18 protein-coding genes, 1 tRNA gene and 1 other RNA gene are annotated in these 19,830 nt (G+C 67.1%); 10 read left to right on the forward strand and 10 right to left on the reverse strand.

Features of this window, described 5'->3' with window-relative positions:
• The first annotated feature begins 1 nt into the window (after position 1).
• Complete coding sequence (locus tag ACZY0X_RS20505; protein WP_463773381.1) at positions 2-1,738, forward strand: diol dehydratase reactivase ATPase-like domain-containing protein; 1,737 nt, start codon at positions 2-4, stop codon at positions 1,736-1,738.
• A gap of 35 nt (positions 1,739-1,773) precedes the next feature.
• Positions 1,774-2,430, forward strand: coding sequence for a (2Fe-2S) ferredoxin domain-containing protein (locus ACZY0X_RS20510; RefSeq protein ID WP_463772982.1), 657 nt, complete (start codon positions 1,774-1,776; stop codon positions 2,428-2,430).
• Here ACZY0X_RS20510 and ACZY0X_RS20515 read toward each other — a convergent pair.
• Positions 2,427-3,488 (reverse strand): ATP-dependent DNA ligase, encoded by a 1,062-nt coding sequence (locus ACZY0X_RS20515; RefSeq protein WP_463772983.1) that lies wholly within the window; start codon positions 3,486-3,488, stop codon positions 2,427-2,429. The two genes, ACZY0X_RS20510 and ACZY0X_RS20515, sit on opposite strands and share 4 nt — an antisense overlap.
• Before the next feature lie 56 nt (positions 3,489-3,544).
• Between ACZY0X_RS20515 and ACZY0X_RS20520 the strand changes: the two genes are divergently transcribed.
• A complete protein-coding gene (locus ACZY0X_RS20520) occupies positions 3,545-4,384 on the forward strand; it encodes an alpha/beta fold hydrolase (protein WP_463772985.1) in 840 nt (279 codons plus the stop codon).
• Here the strand turns inward: ACZY0X_RS20520 and ACZY0X_RS20525 are convergent.
• From ACZY0X_RS20525 to ACZY0X_RS20535, 3 genes are all read right to left on the reverse strand, one after another.
• A complete protein-coding gene (locus ACZY0X_RS20525) occupies positions 4,381-4,989 on the reverse strand; it encodes an AmiS/UreI family transporter (RefSeq protein ID WP_463772986.1) in 609 nt (202 codons plus the stop codon). The two genes, ACZY0X_RS20520 and ACZY0X_RS20525, sit on opposite strands and share 4 nt — an antisense overlap.
• Positions 4,990-5,068: 79 nt before the next feature.
• The gene (locus ACZY0X_RS20530) at positions 5,069-6,271 is read right to left on the reverse strand and encodes an acetamidase/formamidase family protein (protein ID WP_463772987.1); all 1,203 of its coding nucleotides are present in this window, start codon (positions 6,269-6,271) and stop codon (positions 5,069-5,071) included.
• A 173-nt stretch (positions 6,272-6,444) separates the two neighbouring features.
• A complete protein-coding gene (locus ACZY0X_RS20535) occupies positions 6,445-6,858 on the reverse strand; it encodes a MarR family winged helix-turn-helix transcriptional regulator (protein ID WP_463772989.1) in 414 nt (137 codons plus the stop codon).
• A 132-nt stretch (positions 6,859-6,990) separates the two neighbouring features.
• Between ACZY0X_RS20535 and ACZY0X_RS20540 the strand changes: the two genes are divergently transcribed.
• The 3 genes from ACZY0X_RS20540 (at position 6,991) to ligD (ending at position 10,249) form a co-directional block, all read left to right on the forward strand.
• Positions 6,991-8,073 (forward strand): substrate-binding domain-containing protein, encoded by a 1,083-nt coding sequence (locus ACZY0X_RS20540; RefSeq protein ID WP_463772990.1) that lies wholly within the window; start codon positions 6,991-6,993, stop codon positions 8,071-8,073.
• A 66-nt stretch (positions 8,074-8,139) separates the two neighbouring features.
• Positions 8,140-9,195, forward strand: coding sequence for an ATP-dependent DNA ligase (locus ACZY0X_RS20545; RefSeq protein ID WP_463772992.1), 1,056 nt, complete (start codon positions 8,140-8,142; stop codon positions 9,193-9,195).
• 1 nt (position 9,196) lies between these two features.
• Positions 9,197-10,249 carry a non-homologous end-joining DNA ligase gene (gene ligD, locus ACZY0X_RS20550; RefSeq protein WP_463772993.1) on the forward strand — a complete coding sequence of 351 codons (1,053 nt, stop codon included), beginning with the start codon at positions 9,197-9,199 and terminating at the stop codon, positions 10,247-10,249.
• A gap of 3 nt (positions 10,250-10,252) precedes the next feature.
• Here the strand turns inward: ligD and ACZY0X_RS20555 are convergent, their stop codons facing one another.
• The 4 genes from ACZY0X_RS20555 to ACZY0X_RS20570 form a co-directional block, all read right to left on the reverse strand.
• On the reverse strand, positions 10,253-10,492 hold the full coding sequence (locus ACZY0X_RS20555; protein ID WP_463772994.1) for a hypothetical protein: 240 nt from the start codon (positions 10,490-10,492) through the stop codon (positions 10,253-10,255).
• A 511-nt stretch (positions 10,493-11,003) separates the two neighbouring features.
• Complete coding sequence (locus tag ACZY0X_RS20560; RefSeq protein WP_463772996.1) at positions 11,004-12,023, reverse strand: S1C family serine protease; 1,020 nt, start codon at positions 12,021-12,023, stop codon at positions 11,004-11,006.
• An 82-nt stretch (positions 12,024-12,105) separates the two neighbouring features.
• Positions 12,106-12,879, reverse strand: coding sequence for a hypothetical protein (locus ACZY0X_RS20565; RefSeq protein WP_463772997.1), 774 nt, complete (start codon positions 12,877-12,879; stop codon positions 12,106-12,108).
• Between the two features lie 77 nt (positions 12,880-12,956).
• Positions 12,957-13,042: transfer RNA gene (locus tag ACZY0X_RS20570), tRNA-Ser, on the reverse strand.
• A gap of 104 nt (positions 13,043-13,146) precedes the next feature.
• On the opposite strand from ACZY0X_RS20570, the gene ffs reads away from it, so the two are divergent.
• The 3 genes from ffs (at position 13,147) to ACZY0X_RS20585 (ending at position 16,583) form a co-directional block, all read left to right on the forward strand.
• Positions 13,147-13,241: signal recognition particle sRNA small type (gene ffs, locus ACZY0X_RS20575), an RNA gene on the forward strand.
• Between the two features lie 53 nt (positions 13,242-13,294).
• Positions 13,295-14,572, forward strand: coding sequence for an aspartate aminotransferase type Ic (locus tag ACZY0X_RS20580; RefSeq protein WP_463772999.1), 1,278 nt, complete (start codon positions 13,295-13,297; stop codon positions 14,570-14,572).
• Between the two features lie 37 nt (positions 14,573-14,609).
• The gene (locus tag ACZY0X_RS20585; RefSeq protein WP_463773000.1) at positions 14,610-16,583 is read left to right on the forward strand and encodes a DNA polymerase III subunits gamma/tau; all 1,974 of its coding nucleotides are present in this window, start codon (positions 14,610-14,612) and stop codon (positions 16,581-16,583) included.
• Here the strand turns inward: ACZY0X_RS20585 and ACZY0X_RS20590 are convergent.
• Positions 16,580-17,896, reverse strand: a complete 1,317-nt coding sequence (locus ACZY0X_RS20590) for a class I SAM-dependent methyltransferase (RefSeq protein WP_463773002.1) — start codon at positions 17,894-17,896, stop codon at positions 16,580-16,582. The two genes, ACZY0X_RS20585 and ACZY0X_RS20590, sit on opposite strands and share 4 nt — an antisense overlap.
• On the reverse strand, positions 17,893-19,296 hold the full coding sequence (locus tag ACZY0X_RS20595) for an FAD-binding oxidoreductase (RefSeq protein WP_463773003.1): 1,404 nt from the start codon (positions 19,294-19,296) through the stop codon (positions 17,893-17,895). The genes ACZY0X_RS20590 and ACZY0X_RS20595 overlap by 4 nt, the downstream gene beginning before the upstream one ends.
• Positions 19,297-19,386: 90 nt before the next feature.
• On the opposite strand from ACZY0X_RS20595, the gene ACZY0X_RS20600 reads away from it, so the two are divergent.
• Entirely contained in the window at positions 19,387-19,827 is a 441-nt protein-coding gene (locus ACZY0X_RS20600; protein ID WP_463773004.1) for an SRPBCC family protein, read from the forward strand.
• Positions 19,828-19,830 lie beyond the last annotated feature (3 nt).

A 19,830-nucleotide genomic window follows, 5' to 3' on the forward strand; every position in this document is an offset into this window, starting at 1 on the left:
CGTGCCGGACCGGTTCGCGGGCGTCGTCGCCGGGATCGACGTCGGCAATCACACCACCGAGATCGTCCTGGCGCGGGTGGATGGCGGTACCGTCACCACGCTTGCGCACGGGCAGGCTCGCACGCGTGACCGCAAGGGATCCCGCGAATCGCTCAAGGGTGCGGCGGCACTGCTGCACCGGCTCGAGGTCGAGGCAGGCGTTGCCGCCGAGGACCTGCTGCTGTCGGCGCTGCGGCCGGTTGACACGGCGACCGCACCAATCCCTCCGGCGTCATCACCGCGCTCTCCGGTCCGAAACCTGCGCAGGCCCGACGCCAGCACCCCGGCCGGCGCCGGGTACGGGGTGGGCCACCATGTTCGGCTCGCCGATCTCGACGGCGCCGTGGACGACGGCCCGGTCGTCGTATCCGTGGACGGGGCGACGGATTTCGAGGTGGCCGCACGCGCCATCTCCGACGCCGTGGCCCGCGGCTGGCAGGTGGCCGGCGTGATCGTCGCGCAGGACGACGCCGTGCTGATCCGCAACCGCATCCCCATCGATGTTCCAGTTGTGGACGAGACAGACGTCGACGGTGTGGAACCCGGCGCGTTGGTCGCGGTCGAGGTCGTCGAGGAGGGCCGCGCCTATCGCGCCATGGCCGATCCCATCGCACTATCGGCGGCACTGCACCTGGGCCACGAAGACATCGTCGACATCGCGGAGTTCTGTCGTGAACTCGCCGATTCCTCGGCGATCGCCGTCACGCGGCGCACCAGCCCGGTGCCCGCGCCCACGGCCGACGACGACTACGTCGACTGTGTCATAAACGGCACGGACGGCATGGCCGGCGACTCGGTGCGATACTCGCCCGCCCAGGCCCACGCCGTGTTGCGGCTGGCGCCGCCGGGCTGCGTCGAACGCATCCGCCTGCGCTCGGTTCCCGCCGCGGCTAACGGCATCGCGGTGGAGGATGCGTTCTTCACCGATCTCGCGTCGATCGACAGTGGGGCGTGGCTGCGCCGCGGTGTCGTCGACGCCCAGGGCACGGTCGTGGCCATGCTGTCGGCAGACGAGGTCTCCGACGCCGCAATCACATTGGCGGAGTTGACCGGCCGGCCCGCACGCACCCTGAGTACCGAGCCGGAGGCGGCGGCGTGGGGCGCCCGCACCACACCGGGGCTGCCTCCCGACGCGCTGGTGTGCGATATCGGCGGCGGCACCATCGACCTGATCGGCGCCGAGCGAACCGTCGTCGCGGCAGGGGCGGGGGAGACCATCACGGTCGCCGTGGCGCGGGTACTGGGCATCCCGCGTGCGCTTGCCGAGCGCGTGAAGCGGAGCCCCGCCATCAGGGTGGAGGGCCCGCACGTCGCGCACGAGGAGGACGGCCGCCGCGTCTTCCTGGGCTCACCCGCGCCGGCCGACGCGATCGGCAGGCTCTGCACACGAGGTGACGCAGGTCTGGTGCCGTTCTCCAGCAAGCTGGCCGCCGAGGAGTGGCGCAGTCTGCGGCTGGCCGTCAAACAGGAGACGGTCGCCTCCAACATTGCCCGCTGCATGCGTGCCTTCGAGCAGCCGCCGAGCGCGCTGGTACTGGCCGGTGGCGGCGCACTCGACGACGAGCTGCTGCGCACTGTTGGTGAGGCGCTGCGCGCCGTGCCCGTCGTTGTCGGGCGGGCCAATATCGACGGTGTGCACGGACCGCGGTTTGCGGTGGCGTGCGGGCTGATTCACCTGTTCGCGGCCCGGCATTCGTGAACCCGGCGCACAGATCTAGACTCCAGGTCTAGATCATGACTGCCCGCCCTCACCGCCTCGTCCTCGTCGGATTGGGCGTCGACGCACCGTCGCGGGACGCCGACCTGCTGCTCATCGCCGAGTATGCCGACGCACGCGTCGCCTACCTGCAGATGGGGACACCCACCCTGATCGAGGTGCTTGACGATCTCGCAGCCAACGAGCCCGGTGCCGAGGTGCACCTGGTGTCCGCGCCCACCGCGGGGGCCCCGGCGCCCGCACGATCGTGGTTGCGGCGGGTGGCCGGGGACTGGGCCCGGCGGCACCCGGACTCGCTCTTGATCACGGTCGCAGACCGGCCAGTGACAGGTGGTGAGGCCGCTCTGTCGTCGCCTGCCTGGGAGGAGGTGCCCGGGCATGGTCGTCATGTTCTGGTGTGCCGCGGTCCGCGTTGCACCGCGCGTGGCTCCGCATCCATCGCAGAGGCGATCGACGACCGGCTGCGTGAACGTGGGCTCGGCGACGACGACGTACTGGTGACGCAGACCGGGTGCCTCTTCCCGTGTAACCACGCCCCAGTCGTCGTCGTGCATCCGGACGACCAGTGGTGGGGTCCGGTCGCTGCACAGGATGCTCGGGCTCTGGTCGACACCTGGGTCGCCGATCCGCGGCGCGAGGTCCGACGCGCGATGAACAAACCCCCGACCACTTAGCCGAGGCCGGGCAGGATGTCGCCCAGGCCGAACGTGACGGGCTGCTCTAGTTGCGCGAAGGTGCACGAGCGAGGGTCACGGTCAGGGCGCCAGCGGTTGAACTGCGCGGTGTGGCGGAACCGCTGCCCCTCCATGTGGTCATAGCGGACCTCGACGACGCGTTCTGGCCGCAGCGGCACGAACGACAGATCCTTGCCGGCGTTCCAGCGTGACCCGGCACTGCGCTGCGGTGCGGGGTCCGCGACATGGGCGGCCCAATTCCACGGATGGTCATCGAAACTCGTTACCAGCGACTGTAACTCGGTGTACAGCTGGCGCCGCGTCGCCATCGGGAAGGCGCCTATGACCCCGACAGAGGCGAGCGTAGCGTCATCGGTGAACAACCCGAGCAGCAGAGACCCGATGGCGTCCTCGCCCGACTTGTGCACCCGGTAGCCGGCGACCACACAGTCCGCGGTCCGGGCGTGCTTGACCTTGAACATGACGCGTTTGTCGGGCTGGTAGGTGATGGACAGCGGCTTGGCGATGACACCGTCCAGACCCGCACCCTCGAACTCGGAGAACCAGCGCCGCGCGGTGGCCAGGTCAGTGGTCGCGGGCGTCACGTGGAACGCCGGACCCGAGTCGGCGAGCGCCGCGACCAGCGCAGCGCGGCGCTCATCGAACGGGCGGCCGGTGAAGTCCTCGTCGCCGAGGGCCAGCAGGTCGAAGGCGATGAACGCCGCGGGCGTCTTCTCGGCGAGCATCCGCACGCGGCTGTCGGCGGGATGGATGCGCTGCTGCAGCGCCTCGAAGTCCAGGCCGTGCGCGGTCGGGAGGATGATCTCGCCGTCGATGACGCAGCGCCGTGGCAGCTCGACCGTGGCCGCAGCGACCAGTTCGGGGAAGTAGCGTGTCAGCGGTCGCTCGTTGCGGCTGCCGAACTCGACGTCGTCACCGTCGCGGAAGCAGATCGACCGGAACCCGTCCCACTTCGGCTCGTAGCTGGCGTCGGGTGGGATGGTGGGCACCGACTTCGCCAGCATCGGCGAGACCGGCGGCATGACGGGCAGGTCCATCGACTCATTCTGACGGGTCGCGATGACATTGCCCCGTACTGGAGGTCACAACTGACATGGACGCAACAAAGAGTGGTCATCTACCGATCAACGGCCTGAACCTCTATCACGAGGTGTACGGGGAACTAGGCGCGTCGAAAACGCCTCCGCTACTTCTGATTTCCGGCGCGTTCATGGCCGCCGACTCGATGACGTCGTGGGTGGAGTCCTTCGCGGGCGAGCGCACCGTCATCGTGTTCGATCAGCAGGGACACGGCCGCACCCCGGACACCTCGCGCGCGATGTCCTACGAGCAGTTCGGCGACGACGCCGCGGCACTGCTGCGGGACCTGTCGGTCGAGCGCGCGGACGTGATGGGCTACTCGCAGGGTGGCGGTGTCGCATGGCAGCTCGCGATCCGGCACCCGGCGCTGGTCAGCAAGCTGGTGTCGATGTCGGCGACCTACCGAAGGGACGGCTGGTACCCGTCGGTGCTCGAGTCCATCGGGGGCTTGAGCGCCGACGTCTTTGCCGGCACGCCTGTCGAGTCGGCGTTCAAGGCGCACACGCCGGACGCCAAGGCCTTCGATGCCTACGTCGAGAAGATGAAGGTCCTGAACGTTGACGACCAGGACATCAGCGATGAACAGATGCGTTCGGTCGCGGCTCCGACGATGGTCATCGTCGGTGACGCGGACGGTGTGACGCTGGAACACGCGTTGGCGATGTTTGCGCTGCGCGGTGGCGGTGATGAGGAGGCGGCTGCGTCGGGGGTGCTGCAGAAAGTTCCGGCCGCGCGCCTGGTGGTCCTGCCGGCGATGTCCCACATCGGGCTCTCCGGGGCGTCCGCGGTGCTGGCGCCAATGGTGAGCGCATTTCTCGACGATACGCCGCCAGTGACGCCGGATCTCTTCTAGGGAGCGGGGATTGCAACCGGCTTGAGGTGACGGACTGCCCAGCCGACACCAAACATCAGCGCCACGCCCACGCCCGCACCGATGAGCGCGACCGCCCAGGATTCGCGTAGGGATCCACCCATGGCGAGCCAGGCGGGCAGTGCGGCGGTGAGCACGCCCTCGACCAGTGCGACAGTGCCGGTCATCGTGGTCAGTCCGGTCCGTTCCAGGCCCAGAACCAGGAAGAAGAGCATCCACAACGCCGCCCAGGAGAGCCAGATGATCCCGAAGACCGGGGCATCGGAAGCGAAACTTTGTGCGGCATAGGCGATTGCGGCCACAGCGACGAAGAGCGAGAACCAACCCAGGCCATGGCCTGGCAGGTCGAACAGCGCGTTGATACCGACCCACAGATAGGTGAAGCCGAACAGGTACAGGCCGGCTGCGGCTTGGATGACGGCGGGGTCGCCACCGGCGGTGAGGACCAGATAGGTCGGCGTGAAAACCTGCATCAGGCCGACGAAGAGATTGAGCGGGGCGGCTCCGCGCGGGCTCACCCAGCCCAACAGCATGACGCCGTTCACGATCAGTACGGCGCCCACATAGAACAGTCCGATGTTGCTCATCGGGGACCTCGATTTCTCTCGGGATGCCGCCCGGCCGGAGAACCCGGCCGGGCGGCGTCGCGCTGTCCTTGGCTTACCGCTAGTGGGGAAGGATGTCCTTGTCGAAGATGTCCAGGGGGATCTTCAGTACGACTGCCGCGTTCGGAATGTCGACGACGCCGCCGACGTGCATCTCACACGGCGCCACCGAAATGATGGTGTACGCCTGCTCGGGGGTGTAGCCGAACTTCCCGAGGTACTCGATCGCCTGCTCGACGACCTGTGTTACCGCCATGGTGGTGTCGAGGTATTTCTGTTCACGGCCACCTGCCGACAGGCCGGTGAACGAGATGTACCTGGTGCCGAAGTCCGGGTCGACCGGGGACGGCCGGAACATCGGGGTCCGGACGCCGTAGCGGGCCATCCCGTCCTTGATCACGTTGAACCGGTACCAGCCGGCACCGTCCATCTCGATTGCGTTCCAGGTGATTTCGCCGTCGCCCTCGGCGAAGTGGAAGTCTCCGCTCGAGAACAACGCCCCGTCGACGAACACTGGAAAGTAGACACGTGAACCGCGCGACAGGTTCTTGATGTCCATGTTCCCGCCGTTCTCCCGCGGCGGGATGGTCCGTGCGGCGGTCTCGGCGACGCGCGCCCACTCGTCGCCCTCGAGGTCACGAAGGACGGCGGTGTCTCTGGCGTCTGCGCGGGGTGCGGCCAAACCGTCTGCGATGAACGGGTCTTCGCGCTCATTCCAGGTCTGCAGCAGATCATGCGAGGGAGCGACGCCGATGATGCCCGGGTGACTGATCGCCGGGATCTCCACCCCGGGGATCTGGCGGCTCGTGGCAAAGAGACCGTGCAGATCCCAAATGGTCTTGAATCCGTTCGGGAAGGATGCCGCCAGCGGCCCACCCATGCCGGGCAGGATGTTGGAGTAGCCGATGCCCGAGAGTGGCTGAACGTCAAGGATATCGACCACCAACAGGTCGCCGGCCTTGACACCGTCCACCCTGACCGGGCCCGTGAGCGGGTGGGTGCGGGTCAGGTCGAACGTGTGGATGTCGCCGTCGTCGTCGACGTCCTTGAGCTGGTAGTCGTCATAGCCGCCGCTCTCGAGAATGAGTTCATCGCCGATACCGACCTCGATCAGGGGCGGGATATCGGGATGCCAGCGGTTGTGACCGAGATGCTTCTGCTCGGCCAGGGGGACGCCGACCTCACAGGAGAAGCGCTGGACACCGAGGTCGCGGTTGGGGAATCGGGATACGCCCGAGCGCGTGAAGTCGGTGGGTTCGGCCATGGTGCATTCCTCTGTTCGCGGGATGTGACGGCGCCCACGTTATCTCCATTTGGAAATAAATCAACCCCGAAGTTTCGCGCAGACGGACTGTCCGCCTTGGGGCAGGAAATGGGAAACGGACGGCGCGATGCGCTGTCAGCAAAGGCCGTGATGGAGGTGTGGAGTCAGCTCTGTCAGCTGCGTTTGGCCAGTAGGCCGGCGAGAGCCTGGTGCTCCCACGCGGCCAGATCGCACAGCTCGGCTTCGATAGTCTCGCTCACCCGGGGAGTGATGGCCTGATACTTCGACCGGCCGCGCTCGGTCAGATGCACGAGCACCCGCCGACGATCCAGCGAGTCAACGGTTCGGTGTAGCAACGCCTGATCGACGAGCCGGTCTACGCTGCGGGTAAGGGTTGCGCCCGGCAGGCCGACGACGTCAGCCAGGCCAGTCATTGTCAGCCCGTCCGTGGCGCGGTGGAGTGCCCCGAGTATCAACCAGTGCGGTACCGCAAGTCCGGTGCCCGACAAGCTGGCGCCGATGGTCCGCTCGAGGCGCGCTGCGCGGTCCAGCAGCAGTGCGGCCAGTTCCTCGAATTCTGTCGACATCGAACGATCCATACTCCGATCCGCGCCCAGTCTGCGATGCTTGGCGTGCATCGAAGTCGGGGAAACAAGACTCCACAATCAATTCCATTTGAACACATGTCCGCGGGGTAAGTCGACCAGAGGAGGTGAAGTGTGGGTTGGAACACGGATGCCTTTCGGATAGGCCTCGCGATCCCGCTTCAAGGACCTGGAGGCATATTCGGCCCGTCCTGTGAGGCGGTCGCCGAGTTGGCCGTGGCCCAGCTCAACGCCACCGACGGCATTCTGGGCAGACGAGTGGAGATCGAGGTACTCGACGCCGGTGCTCCGGTCGAGGAGTTCTGCGACCGCACGTTGCAGAGCGTTCAGCTGGGCGCAGTGCATGCGGTGGTCGGTTGGCACATCTCCTCGGTTCGACAGCACATGTCACCGCTGCTGGCGCAGATGAATGTCCCCTACGTCTACACATCGCTGCACGAAGGTGCCGCCGGTGAGCCAGTGCTCTGCTCGGGCGAGACCCCAGCCGTTCAGGTGGTCCCCGGGCTGAGCTGGCTGCGGGAGCATCTGGGATTGCGTCGGTGGGCCATCGTGGGCTCGGACTACGTGTGGCCGCGGCGGACCGCTCGGGCCGTGCATGCCTACGCGGAGGCGTCCGACTCGAAGGTCGTCGGTGAGTTCTACGCGCGCTACGGCTGTCGCGACTTCACCGGCGTCCTGCGCAACCTGGACACGAGCAACGCCGACGCAGTGATCATGCTGCTGGTGGGACGAGACGCGGTGCTGTTCAATCGGCAGTTCGCTGCCAACGGTATGCAAGAGCGCGTGGTGCGGTTCTCGCCACTGATGGAGGAGAACATGCTCCTGGCATCGGGCGGTTCGGCCACGGGCAACCTGTACGTCGCCGCGGCGTACTTCAACAGCCTTGCCACGTCGTCGGCACTGGACTTCACCGGCGCGTACCTGGATCGATTTGGCCCGCACGCACCAGCTTTGAACAACGCCGCGGAATCGTGTTACGAGGGAATCCTGGCACTAGCCGCGAGCGCCAACACCGTCCAAAGCGTCGACTCGCATCAAATACTCGCAGCGATCGAGAACCGGGGAGTGAGCTACAACGGACCTCGTGGGACGGTGCACCTCGGCGTGGGCCGTTCACGTCAGCAGGTGCATATCGCCCGTGCTGACCACTACGACTTCGACGTCATCGGGATGCTGCCGGAGCCGTCGGACCGCTAACGCGCCCAGCGGCGATGAGTTTGCGGCGGTGCGGTGGTCTAGATCCATGACAACCGATGAACCAGGATGGACTTTGTGGATCTCCCCGTGCAGCCACCCGTCGACCCAATGCTCGCCAAGGCCGCGGCCAAGGTGCCCGACGACCCCGGGGTGTGGTCGTATGAGCCCAAATGGGACGGCTTCCGCGCGCTGGTGTTCCGCGACGGCGACGAGGTGGTGGTGCTGTCGCGCAGCGGTAAGGATCTAGGCCGCTACTTTCCGGAGCTGATCGACTCGCTGCGTGACGAACTCGCGCCGCGGTGCGTGCTGGACGGTGAGGTGGTGGTGCCGCGCGTGATCGACGGGCGCACCCGGCTGGACTGGGAGTCGCTGAGCCAACGCATCCACCCCGCCGAGAGTCGCGTGCGGATGCTCGCCGAACAGACACCCGCGCACTTCATCGGTTTCGACGCACTGGCCGATGGTGACCGCTCGCTGCTGGACGAACCGTTCCGGGTGCGTCGCGAAGCGCTGTCGGCGTCTGTCCAGCACAAACAGTGGTGCCACGTCACCGGCACCACCGAGGACCCGGAGATCGGCGCCCACTGGCTGACCAGCTTCGAGGGTGCGGGCCTGGACGGCGTCATCGCCAAGCGCCTCGATGGCCACTACCTGCCGGGCAAACGCGAGATGGTGAAGGTCAAGCACGCCCGCGACGCCGACTGCGTCGCCATCGGCTACCGGATCCACAAGAGCGGTGAGGGTGTCGGATCGGTCCTTATGGGCCTCTATCGCGATGACGGGGAACTCCAGATGGTCGGCGGCGCAGCGTCATTCAGTGTGAAGGATCGGATCAAGCTGCTCGCCGAACTCGAGCCCCTGCGTGAGGCTGAGGACCTGGTGCGCGACGGTGAGCCCAGTCGGTGGAACTCGGCCGCGGACAAGCGGTGGATCCCGATCCGGCCCGAGCTGGTCGCTGAGGTGGCCTACGACCAGATGGAGGGCAACAGCGAGCACGGCAGGCGATTCCGGCACGCCGTGAAGTTCGTGCGCTGGCGGCCCGACCGAGAACCGTCCAGCTGTACCTTCGACCAGCTCGAAGTTCCGCTCAACTACGACCTATTCGACGTACTGGAGTCATGAGATGGCAAGTTCTGCAACCGAAGTCGATGTAGACGGAGTGGCCGTCCGATTGACAAACCCGGACAAGATCTACTTTCCCGATCTCGGCGCGGCGGGCAGCAAGGGTAAGGTTTTCGAGTACTACCTCGCCGTCGCGGACCAGATGGTTCGGCTGCTGCGGGACCGCCCAGTGCATCTGCAACGCTTCCCCGACGGTATCGACGGCGAGGAGATCTACCAGAAGCGGGTCCCCGCAAAGCATCCCGACTACCTTCAGACGTGCACGGTGACATTCCCGTCCGGCCGCACGGCCGACGCACTCAAAGTCACCCATCCGTCGGCCATCGCCTGGGCGGCGCAGATGGGCACCATCACACTGCACCCCTGGCAGGTGCGCTGTCCCGACACCGAACACCCCGACGAGCTACGCGTCGACCTCGACCCGCAGCCCGGGACCGACTTCTCAGATGCCCGCGCGATCGCCGTCGACGTCCTCAAACCCGTGCTGGACGAGCTCGGCATTGTCGGCTACCCCAAGACATCGGGAGGCCGCGGCGTGCACGTGTTCGTGCGCATCAAGACCGACTGGGACTTCATCGCGGTGCGGCGGGCGGGTATCGCGCTGGCTCGGGAGGTCGAGCGGCGGGCGCCCGATGCGGTCACGACGTCGTGGTGGAAGGAGGAACGCGGCAAGCGGATGTTCATCGACTACAACCAGAACGCGCGCGACCGCACGTTCGCGTCGGCCTACTCGGTGCGGCGCACCGCGATCGCCACCGTGTCCATGCCGTTGACGTGGCAGCAGTTGGCCAGCGCCGATCCGGACGACTACACGATCGCGACGGTGCCGGACCTGATCGCCACCCGGGACGACCCGTGGGCCGATATCGACGCGGTCGCGCACTCGATAGAGCCGCTGCTGGAGATGGTCAGGGCCGACGAGGAGGAACGCGGGCTGGGGGATATGCCTTATCCGCCGAGCTACCCGAAGATGCCGGGCGAACCGCCGCGGGTCCAGCCGAGCAAGAAAGTCGCTGCGAACTGGGACGAAGACGGCAATCCGGTGGGTGACTAGCGCTCAGCGCAGCGTGACGGCACCGACAACCGGTACCCGCGTCATCCAGAACTCGGGCACGTCGGCGTTGGCGCGCGCGTCCCTGGCCTTCGTGTACAGCGCCATCACAGCGAGTTCCAGGGCGCCGATGACGAGCATCGGCCACACCGCGCCAGCGATGACGCTGAGCGACAGGGGGTGCGTGGCGGGCTGGCGGCGATCGCTGAGGCAGTTGCCCGCCACGAAAACGACGACCGTGGCCACGAGCCAACACGCCAGGTAGGCGAGACTCCAGGTCGGAAACACTGCAGTCCTCCGGTCGCTGTGGGGTAGCTGGTGACCGTCAATGTAACCTTCGCCACTGGCCCTAACAAGGTCTTCCCGACGGTCCCAAAGCTGGGAAACTCGCTGGCTATAGCCTTGGAGTTAGCTGGCGGCTATCGATTTGCGGTGTCTCCTCTGCCGTGGTTGCGGCAGCCAAGGTCAGCGGGTGACACGGCCGCCACATCGTGGCGGCATCGAGCGCGAGCATCCCGGCGACAACGAGCTGAGCGAAGTGAGCGCCCCTCGAAGCGTCCCGTACCTGGCTGGACACCGGTTTTTGACCGATCAACCGGTCGGCGTCGCGGAACCGTTTCGATGGCACGAACGAGAAGGGGTTTGTGACCGAAGGGATCGATTGACGGATCGGTGCCAGCCAACGACGCCGTCAATCGTTTGCGTTGTCAAAAGTGGTTGCCGATTCCCTCGCAGGAAACTGCGGGAAGTTCGGTGATCAGCCGGCGTTGAGCGGGGCTTTGCCCGTCATCTGGCGCCCCTCGCGGTCAATCCACACGAGGTCGACAACGTCGCCGGGGTAGTGCCGGTCGAGCACGTTGGTCAGGGTCGTCGCCGAGTCCAGACCCGAGCCGTCGATGCTGATGAGGACATCACCGTTGCTCAACCCGGCCAGCGCAGCCGGCCCGCCAGGCAGGACGTCGCGGATGATGACGCCGGGCACCGACGGGTCCTGGTCGCCCGTGGCCACTCCGACCCCGAGCAGCGTGGGGGGACCGATGTGCACGGTGTCCGACGCAGCGCCCGAGCGGATCTGGCCGGCCACGGCCATGACGTCGTTGATCGGGATGGCGAAACCGGCGCCGCCGGGACCCATGCGGAAGGTCACGGTCGCTGCAGTCGTCAGGCCGACCACCTGGCCTCTGGCGTTCACCAACGGACCGCCCGAGTCGCCCGCTCGAACGGGGGCGGCGAACTCGATGAGCCCGGTCATCTCTGACGAGCTGCCGGTGAGTTCGTCCTTGGCGCTGATCGTCTGGCCGAAGGCAGTCACGCTGCCGGCCTCCTGGGTCAGGGGACTGCCGGATCCGTAGGCGTTGCCGAGTGCCACGACGGGCTCGCCGGCGGCGAGTGACGATGAGTCCCCGATGGACGCCGCCGGCAGTCCGCTCGCGCCGCGAAGCTGGAGGACGGCGACGTCACGGGACCGGTTGTAGCCGACGAGGTCGGCGATGTACGGCCGACCCAGCACGACCCCGGTGATGGTGTCGGCGCCAGCGACGACGTGGTAATTCGTCAGGACGATGCCGTTCGGGTCGATCACGACGCCGGTCCCGGTGCCGATGGCGTGCTGATAGTCGATCTTGGTGTCGAGGCGTACCACCGAGGGCTCAGCGGCGGCGATCGCGCCGGTGAGGTCGTCCGGCGCGGCGAGAGCGGGGCCAGGTGCCGTCAGCGATACCGCCGCGACGATCGCGATGCCGGCGGCTAGCCGCCATCGCGAGAAAGACCTGCCCATTTGCCGCCCCTGTCTGGCCGAGATTGTGCCTCAATACTGACGGTGAGACGCCCAGCTGTCGACGAAGCTCGCCCGTGCAGAGTCAGTCGTCGAGGGCTACCCCACCGCGTGAGCGGCGAAACAGGCGTGACGATGACTTGCCCGCCGGGCGGCGGTTGCGCAGTTTGGCATCGGACTCGTCGGAGTCCTTCTCGGTGACCTTGTCGGCGTTGTTCTCGTTGTCGTTACCGTCGGCGACTTCGGTCGCCTCGTCAGCAACAACGGTCTCTTCGGCCTCTTCAGCCTCGACGGACGCATCGTCCCCAGTCGCCTCGGAAGCCTCAGTGGTTTCAGGCTCGTCAAGCTTCTCGGACTCGGGCTCGGACTCGGCGGCCTTGCCACGGCCCCGGCGCTGATTCGGCGACTTCGGCTTGAGCGGCTTCGGCGGAGGCGGCGGCAGCTCGGCGACGTAGGCCAGATGGAAGGCGAACGCACCGAGCAGGGCAAGTGCGGCGGCCGCGCCGTAGATGCCGAACAGCCACGCTCCCGCACTGTCCAGGCTCAGCCAGATCTCGCTGATGGCCGCACCGACGATCAACACGCCTGCCAGGACCTGCAACGCGATCGAGCACACCCGCAGCGTCAGCGCCAGCGTGGGGGTGCCGTACTCGGGCTTACGGGTGCGCAGCCACGTGAACACCACGGGAAGCGCAGACAGCCCGATCAGAACGCCGCACACGATGCGCATCGCCGTGCCGAGGGTCTCCGACCAGGCGCCGGTCAGCTCATTCCAGCGGGGCAGAACGAAGAAGAAGTACAGAACACCGGCAAGGATCAGGAACGATGCGTGCCACAGGACCGCGATCCAGCGCCGCATGCTCCTCCTCGAGTCGGTGGTGGGGCTTCGGCGTGGGGTACGGCCGGTATCTCTACCGGCCGTACCCCCACCATGTGCGGAGGATAGGGGATTTGAACCCCTGAGGGCTATTAACCCAACCCGCGTTCCAGGCGAGCGCCATAGGCCACTAGGCGAATCCTCCGCGGGCAATGGTAGCGGACCTTCCCGGCACGCCCTACAAGACGCAGCCTCTGGGGTCGTGACCGGCACCGGTCCGGGACTCATGCGGGTGGGTATTACACTCATGGCGGACCCCGCGCGGCGTCCATCCTGTGAACTCCCCCAGGGCCGGAAGGCAGCAAGGGTCAATGGGCTCTGGCGGGTGCGCGGGGTCCCCTTAGGTTCAAGGGTCCAGTAGTTCTTACGGGTTTCAGTAGACGGTGAAAGGCGCGCCGTGTCGTTTCAGTCCCTCGGCGGCGACGAATTGCAGGCGCAGCATGAAGCGCAGCGCCGCAACTATGCCGATCTGCAGGCCAAGAAGCTCAGCCTCGACCTGACGCGCGGCAAGCCGTCGCCGCTTCAGCTCGACCTTTCCAACGCGCTGCTGAGCCTCCCGGGGCCCGACTACCGCGACGGTGATGGCACCGACACCCGCAACTACGGTGGTCTGCACGGACTGCCCGAACTGCGGGCGATCTTCGGTGAGCTGCTCGGTATCCCCGTCCCGAACCTGATCGCGGGCAACAACGCGAGCCTCGAGATGATGCACGACGTCGTGGTCTTCTCGCTGCTGCACGGTGGCGTCGACTCGCCACGACCGTGGCGGGACGAACCGGTGGTGAAGTTCCTGTGCCCGTCGCCCGGTTACGACCGGCACTTCGCCATCACCGAGAGCTTCGGCATCGAGATGATCCCCGTGCCGATGCGCGAGGACGGGCCCGACGTCGACCTCATCGAGGAGATCGTCGCCGCCGACCCCGCCGTGAAGGGCATGTGGTGCGTGCCGGTGTTCTCCAACCCGACCGGCGTCACCTATTCCTGGGAGAACGTCCGCCGTCTCGTCCAGATGGAGACGGCCGCAACCGATTTCCGGCTGTTCTGGGATAACGCGTACGCGGTGCACACCCTGACCCATGACTTCCTCCGGCAGGTCGACGTGCTCGGCCTGGCGGCGGCCGCGGGCAACCCCAACCGTCCACTGGTGTTCGCGTCGACGTCGAAGATCACCTTCGCCGGCGCGGGGGTCAGCTTCCTCGGGGGCTCGCTGGGCAATATCGCCTGGTACCTGCAGCACGCGGGCAAGAAGTCGATCGGCCCCGACAAGGTCAACCAGCTGCGCCACCTGAGGTTCTTCGGGGACGCCGACGGCGTGCGCCTGCAGATGCAGCGCCACCAGCAGCTGCTGGCGCCCAAGTTCGCGCTCGTCGCCGAGATCCTCGAGGACCGGCTGGGGGAGTCGAAGATCGCGTCGTGGACCGATCCCAAGGGCGGCTACTTCGTCAGCCTCGACGTGTGGCCGGGTACCGCCAGGCGCACCGTGGCCCTGGCCAAGGACGCGGGTATCGCGGTGACCGAGGCGGGCGCATCGTTCCCCTACCGAAACGACCCGGACGACAAGAACATTCGCATCGCGCCCACGTTCCCGTCGCTGCCCGACCTGCGCGAGGCCATCGACGGGTTGGCCACCTGCGCGCTGCTGGCGGCGACGGAGACCCTGCTGGGCTCGAGCTAGTTCGGGACTAGTCCGCCGCTCTGGGTAGCCTTCTCCCGTGGCTCTCTACCGCAAGTACCGCCCTGCTTCGTTCGCCGAGGTAGTCGGCCAGGAACACGTCACCGAGCCACTGTCGACGGCGCTGACCTCCGGCCGGATCAACCACGCCTACCTGTTCTCCGGTCCGCGCGGGTGCGGCAAGACGTCATCGGCGCGCATCCTGGCTCGCTCACTCAACTGCGAGCAGGGCCCGACGGCGACGCCGTGCGGGGTGTGCAACTCGTGTGTCGCGCTCGCCCCGAACGGCCCGGGCAACGTCGACGTGTCCGAACTCGACGCAGCCAGCCACGGTGGTGTCGATGACACCCGCGAGCTGCGCGACCGCGCGTTCTACGCCCCAGCGCAGTCGCGGTACCGGATCTTCATCGTCGACGAAGCGCACATGGTCACCAACGCAGGCTTCAACGCGCTGCTCAAGATCGTCGAGGAGCCACCGGAGCACCTGATCTTCGTGTTCGCCACCACCGAACCCGAGAAGGTGCTGCCCACGATCAGGTCGCGCACCCACCACTACCCGTTCCGGCTGCTGGCACCCAAGACCATGCGCGGCCTCATCGAGCGGATCTGCGCCCAGGAAGACGTCGTCGTCGAGGACGCGGTGTTCCCGCTGGTGATCCGGGCGGGCGGCGGATCGCCACGTGACACCCTGTCGGTGCTCGACCAGCTGCTCGCAGGCGCCGACGGCAATCGCGTCACCTATCCACGGGCACTGGCGCTGCTCGGCGCCACCGATATGGCCCTCATCGACGCCGCCGTCGACGCGCTCGCCGCGGGTGATGCCGCGGCGCTGTTCGGTGCCGTCGAGGCCGTCATCGATGCGGGCCACGACCCGCGCCGGTTCGCCAACGACCTTTTGGAGCGGTTCCGCGACCTCATCGTGTTGCAGGCCGTTCCCGACGCCGCCGCGCGCGGTGTGGTCGACGCACCGGTGGACGTGCTGGAGCGGATGCGCTCCCAGACCACGCGCCTCGGCACGGCGACGCTGACGCGCTACGCCGAAGTGGTGCACGCCGGTCTGGGCGAGATGCGCGGGGCCACCGCTCCACGCCTGCTGCTCGAGGTGGTGTGCGCGCGGCTTCTGCTGCCGTCGGCCAGTGACACCGAAGCGGCTCTGCTGCAACGGATCGAACGTCTCGAGACGCGCCTCTCGGTGTCGATCCCCGCGGGGGAGGCAGCGCTGGCCGGGCAGACGACGGCGGCTGCGCCGGCCGCGGCGCCGTCATTCGCCCCACCGCCATCGGCACCGCCGACAGGCACACCGGGCAAGCAATTCGCCCGACGCAGTCAATCCGCACCCGAGCCGGCCACTGCGGCTGTCGCCGAGCCCGAGCCCGCCGCTGTCACACCGCCCCCGGCGGTCGTGACACCGCCCCCGGCGGTCGTGACACCGCCTCCCGCCGCACCCGAGCCGGTTGTTCAGCCCGAGCCGGTCGCCCGACCCGAGCCGACACCACCGCCACCACCCGTAGCGCCTCCCGTGGCGCCTCCCGTCGTCGCTGCTCCACCCGCGGCGGCTGGACAGCCCGATGCCGCAACCGTGCGCAGCCTCTGGCCGACGGTGCGCGAGAAGGTGCGGGAACGGCGCCGCCCCACCGACGTGATGCTCGATGGCGCGATCGTCGTCGCCGTCGAGCAGGACACGCTCGTGCTGAGCCATATCTCGGCGCCGCTGGCCAAGCGCATCAACGAGGCGCGCAACGTGGAGATCATCCGCGACGCGCTCAAGGACGCGCTCGGCGTGAACTGGAACATCAGGTGCGAGGCCGGCGCGGCCAACGCCGCGGGCCCCGGACCCGATCAGCGGTCACACCCGCAGGCCGACCCCACGCCGCCACCGCCTGACGCCGCCGAGGAGGAGAGCATGCTCGCCGAGGCCGAACGCGATGGCGCCGTGCCGCGTCGCGACCCCGAGGAAGTGGCCCTCGAACTACTGCAGACCGAACTCGGCGCCCGCCCGATCGACGGAGGCTAGGCCGTCCACCACGGCCGCAGCGGCAGTCCGCCGTCGCTGCCCCGCTGATCGAGCTTCACCGCCAGAATCTGGTGCAGCTGGACGACATTGGTCTCGAAACCGAGCCGGGAACCCGCCATGTACAGGCCCCAGACCTTCGCCGTTCCCACGCCGACCTCCTCGACCGCCTCGTCCCAGTGCTCGACGAGGTTGCCGCACCAGTCCCGCAGCGTCTTCGCGTAGTGGTTGCGCAAATTCTCCTCGTGCATCACTTCCAGGCCGACGTCCTGAGCATCGGTGATGATGCGTCCCGACCCCGTGAGTTCGCCGTCGGGGAACACATAACGGTCGATGAAGCCGCCCGCGCCAGCGCCTGCGCGGTTGCCGGGCCGGGTGATCGAGTGGTTGAGCAGCAGCGCACCGGGCCGCATCTTCGACTTGAGGAACCGAAAGTACGCCGGGTAGTTGGCCACGCCGATGTGCTCGGTCAGCCCGATCGAGGACACCGCGTCGAAGCCGGACTCGCGCACATCGCGGTAGTCGCTGTATCGCACCTCGGCAAGGTCTGACAGACCCTCGTCGGCGATCGCGTTCTGCGCCCATTCCGCCTGCTGCCGCGACAGTGTCACGCCGATCGCCTTGACGCCGTGCCGGGCCGCGTAGCGCACCATGCTGCCCCAGCCGCAGCCGACATCGAGTAGGCGATCGCCCGGCTGTAGGCGCAGCTTCTCGAAAACGAGGCGGTACTTGTTGTCCTGCGCTTCCTCCAGCGTCACGTCATCGTTCGGGTAGCACGCGCAGGTGTAGGTCATCGACGGTCCGAGAACCCACTCGTAGAAGGCATTCGACACGTCGTAGTGGTGAGCGATGGCGTCAGCATCGCGAGACTTGCTGTGCCGCATGCCCTCCGCGATGCGCCGCCAGCGTGGCAGCGCCTCCTGCGGCGGCGGTGCGATCGGCATCAGGTGCTCGAATCCGATGGAGCGCACAATGTTTGCCAGTACCCGTGCCGGTGGCCTCTTGAAGTGCAGCTTCTCGGCCAGCGCGCGGAGCAGGTCGTACGGGTCGCCGGGGTGTACCCCACGGGGCTCGACGTCGCCGGAGACATACGCCCGTGCCAGGCCCAGCTCACCGGGTGCGGTCGCCAGATACGTGGTGCCACGCGGGGTGCGGAGATCCAGGCCGAGCTCCGCGTCATCCGGGCCGGCCGAACTGCCGTCGTACGCGGTGAACTTCAGCGGCATCTCCTCACCGGCGGCGAGGATCTCGAGGATCTCCGCCAGTGTCAGCCTGCCGTGGTCCGTGGTGTCCTGTGGGTCCTTGATTGTCGTCACCGTCTTAGCACCGCCTTCGCATACAGTTCAAGCAAACGAGAATCCGGGTCGTATGTCTTCTTGACCGTCTTGTACGCCTCTCCGCCGTAGAGATCATCGAACTCCTCTGGCGAGTAATACGCATCTGAATACAGCGACTTGTGACCGTCGAGTTCACTGATCCTGCGCTCGATCAGCCTGTTCGTGTGGCCCTCCTCGACGATCCCCGGGTCGCTGCGCTCCTGCCCGCCGGCGACTCCGACGGGCACAGACGACCAGAATCCGATGTTGACGTAGGTGTGGTGCGGCTGGATCGGGTACAGCGGCCAACCGGAGTCGTCGCGCAACCGCAGTGGGCACAACCACAGTGGCTCGATCGGCACGTTGGTCAGGAACCAGTCGATGAACTCGGCGGTCCGGCTGATCGGCACCTCGACGTCCTGCACAACGCGTTCCCGCGGCGGTCTGCCGTTGCGCTTCTCGATGCGGTCGGCGATGCCGAACCGTTGGTCGTAGCCGATGAGCTTCCAGTAGAAGCTGCTGCGGCGGAGGCGTCGTGGCCAGAAGCGCCGAATCGTGGGGCTCTGCGCGCCGAACGCGCGTGAGCACCAGAACCAGTCGGTGTCCCAGCGCCACAGGTAGTCATGGATGGTGAGGCGGTCGTGCAACTCGCCTGCGGGGTGCTGGATCGACCGGTAGTAGATGTCTCGACCGGTGTAGTCGCTGACCGGGCCGGGTGTCGATGTTCGCAGGCCCAGCGTCAGGTAACACTCGTCGGCGCTGAACACCACGCCGTCGAGGTAGTCCACGGGAGCGCCGTCGAGGCCGCGGGTGTCGACGATCCGGTCCATGGTCGCCACCAGCTCAGGCACTGACCCGAATCGGAGGTGCCGCAGCGCGACGAACGGCTTGACCTCCTCCAGCTCGATCTTCAGGCGCACCGAATAGCCGAGCGTCCCATAGGAATTCGGGAACGCCCTGAAGAGATCGGCGTGCTGGTCTGCAGACGCGGTGATCACTTCGCCTGCGCCGGTGAGGATGTCCATCTCCAGCACCGACTCGTGCGGCAGCCCATTGCGAAACGATGCCGACTCGATGCCAAGCCCCGTCACCGCCCCGCCCAGGGTGATGGTCTTGAGCTGCGGAACCACCAACGGCGAGAGGCCATGGGGCAGTGTGGCGGCGACCAGATCCTCATACGTGCACATCCCGGCCACGTCGGCGGTGCGCGCGACCGGATCGACCGCAATGACCCCGGTGAGTCCGGAGGTGTCCAGACCCTTGGCGTTGGATTTCGCGCGGGCCCGGAACAGATTCGACGTTGGCTTGGCCAGTCGTACGGGAGCGTTCTCGGGAATGGACCGGTAACTGGCCAGGAGCCGCTTGACGCCGGCAACGTGATCAGCTGTAAGAGCGGACACGCATATACGCTAGTCCCAGGTGGCGGTCCACGCGACCGCTCCAGCCGGGAAACACGCCCGCGATATTTCTAGACTTAGGAGTCTTCACCGATGGGACAGGTCAGCGCCTCGAGCACCGTCTTGATCAATGCCGAGCCGGACGCCGTTCTCGCAGCGGTCGCCGACTACCAGAGCACGCGGCCGAAGATCCTCACCGACCGCTACATCGGGTATCAGGTACTCGAGGGTGGACAGGGTGCGGGCACGGTCGCCACGTGGAAGCTGCAGGCCACCAAGTCGCGGGTGCGTGACGTCAAGGCGACCGTCGACGTCGCCGGGCGCTCCGTCATCGAGAAGGACGCGAACTCCTCGATGGTGACCAACTGGACGATCGCACCGGCCGGCACCGGAAGCACCGTGACACTGAAGACCGCGTGGCAGGGTGCGGGCGGCATCGGTGGCTTCTTCGAGAAGACCTTCGCGCCGTTGGGTCTGCGCAAGATTCAGGCCGAGGTGCTCGAGAACCTCAAGACTGTCGTAGAACAGGGCTAGCGC

The organism is Mycobacterium sp. IDUB_39 (assembly GCF_055419205.1).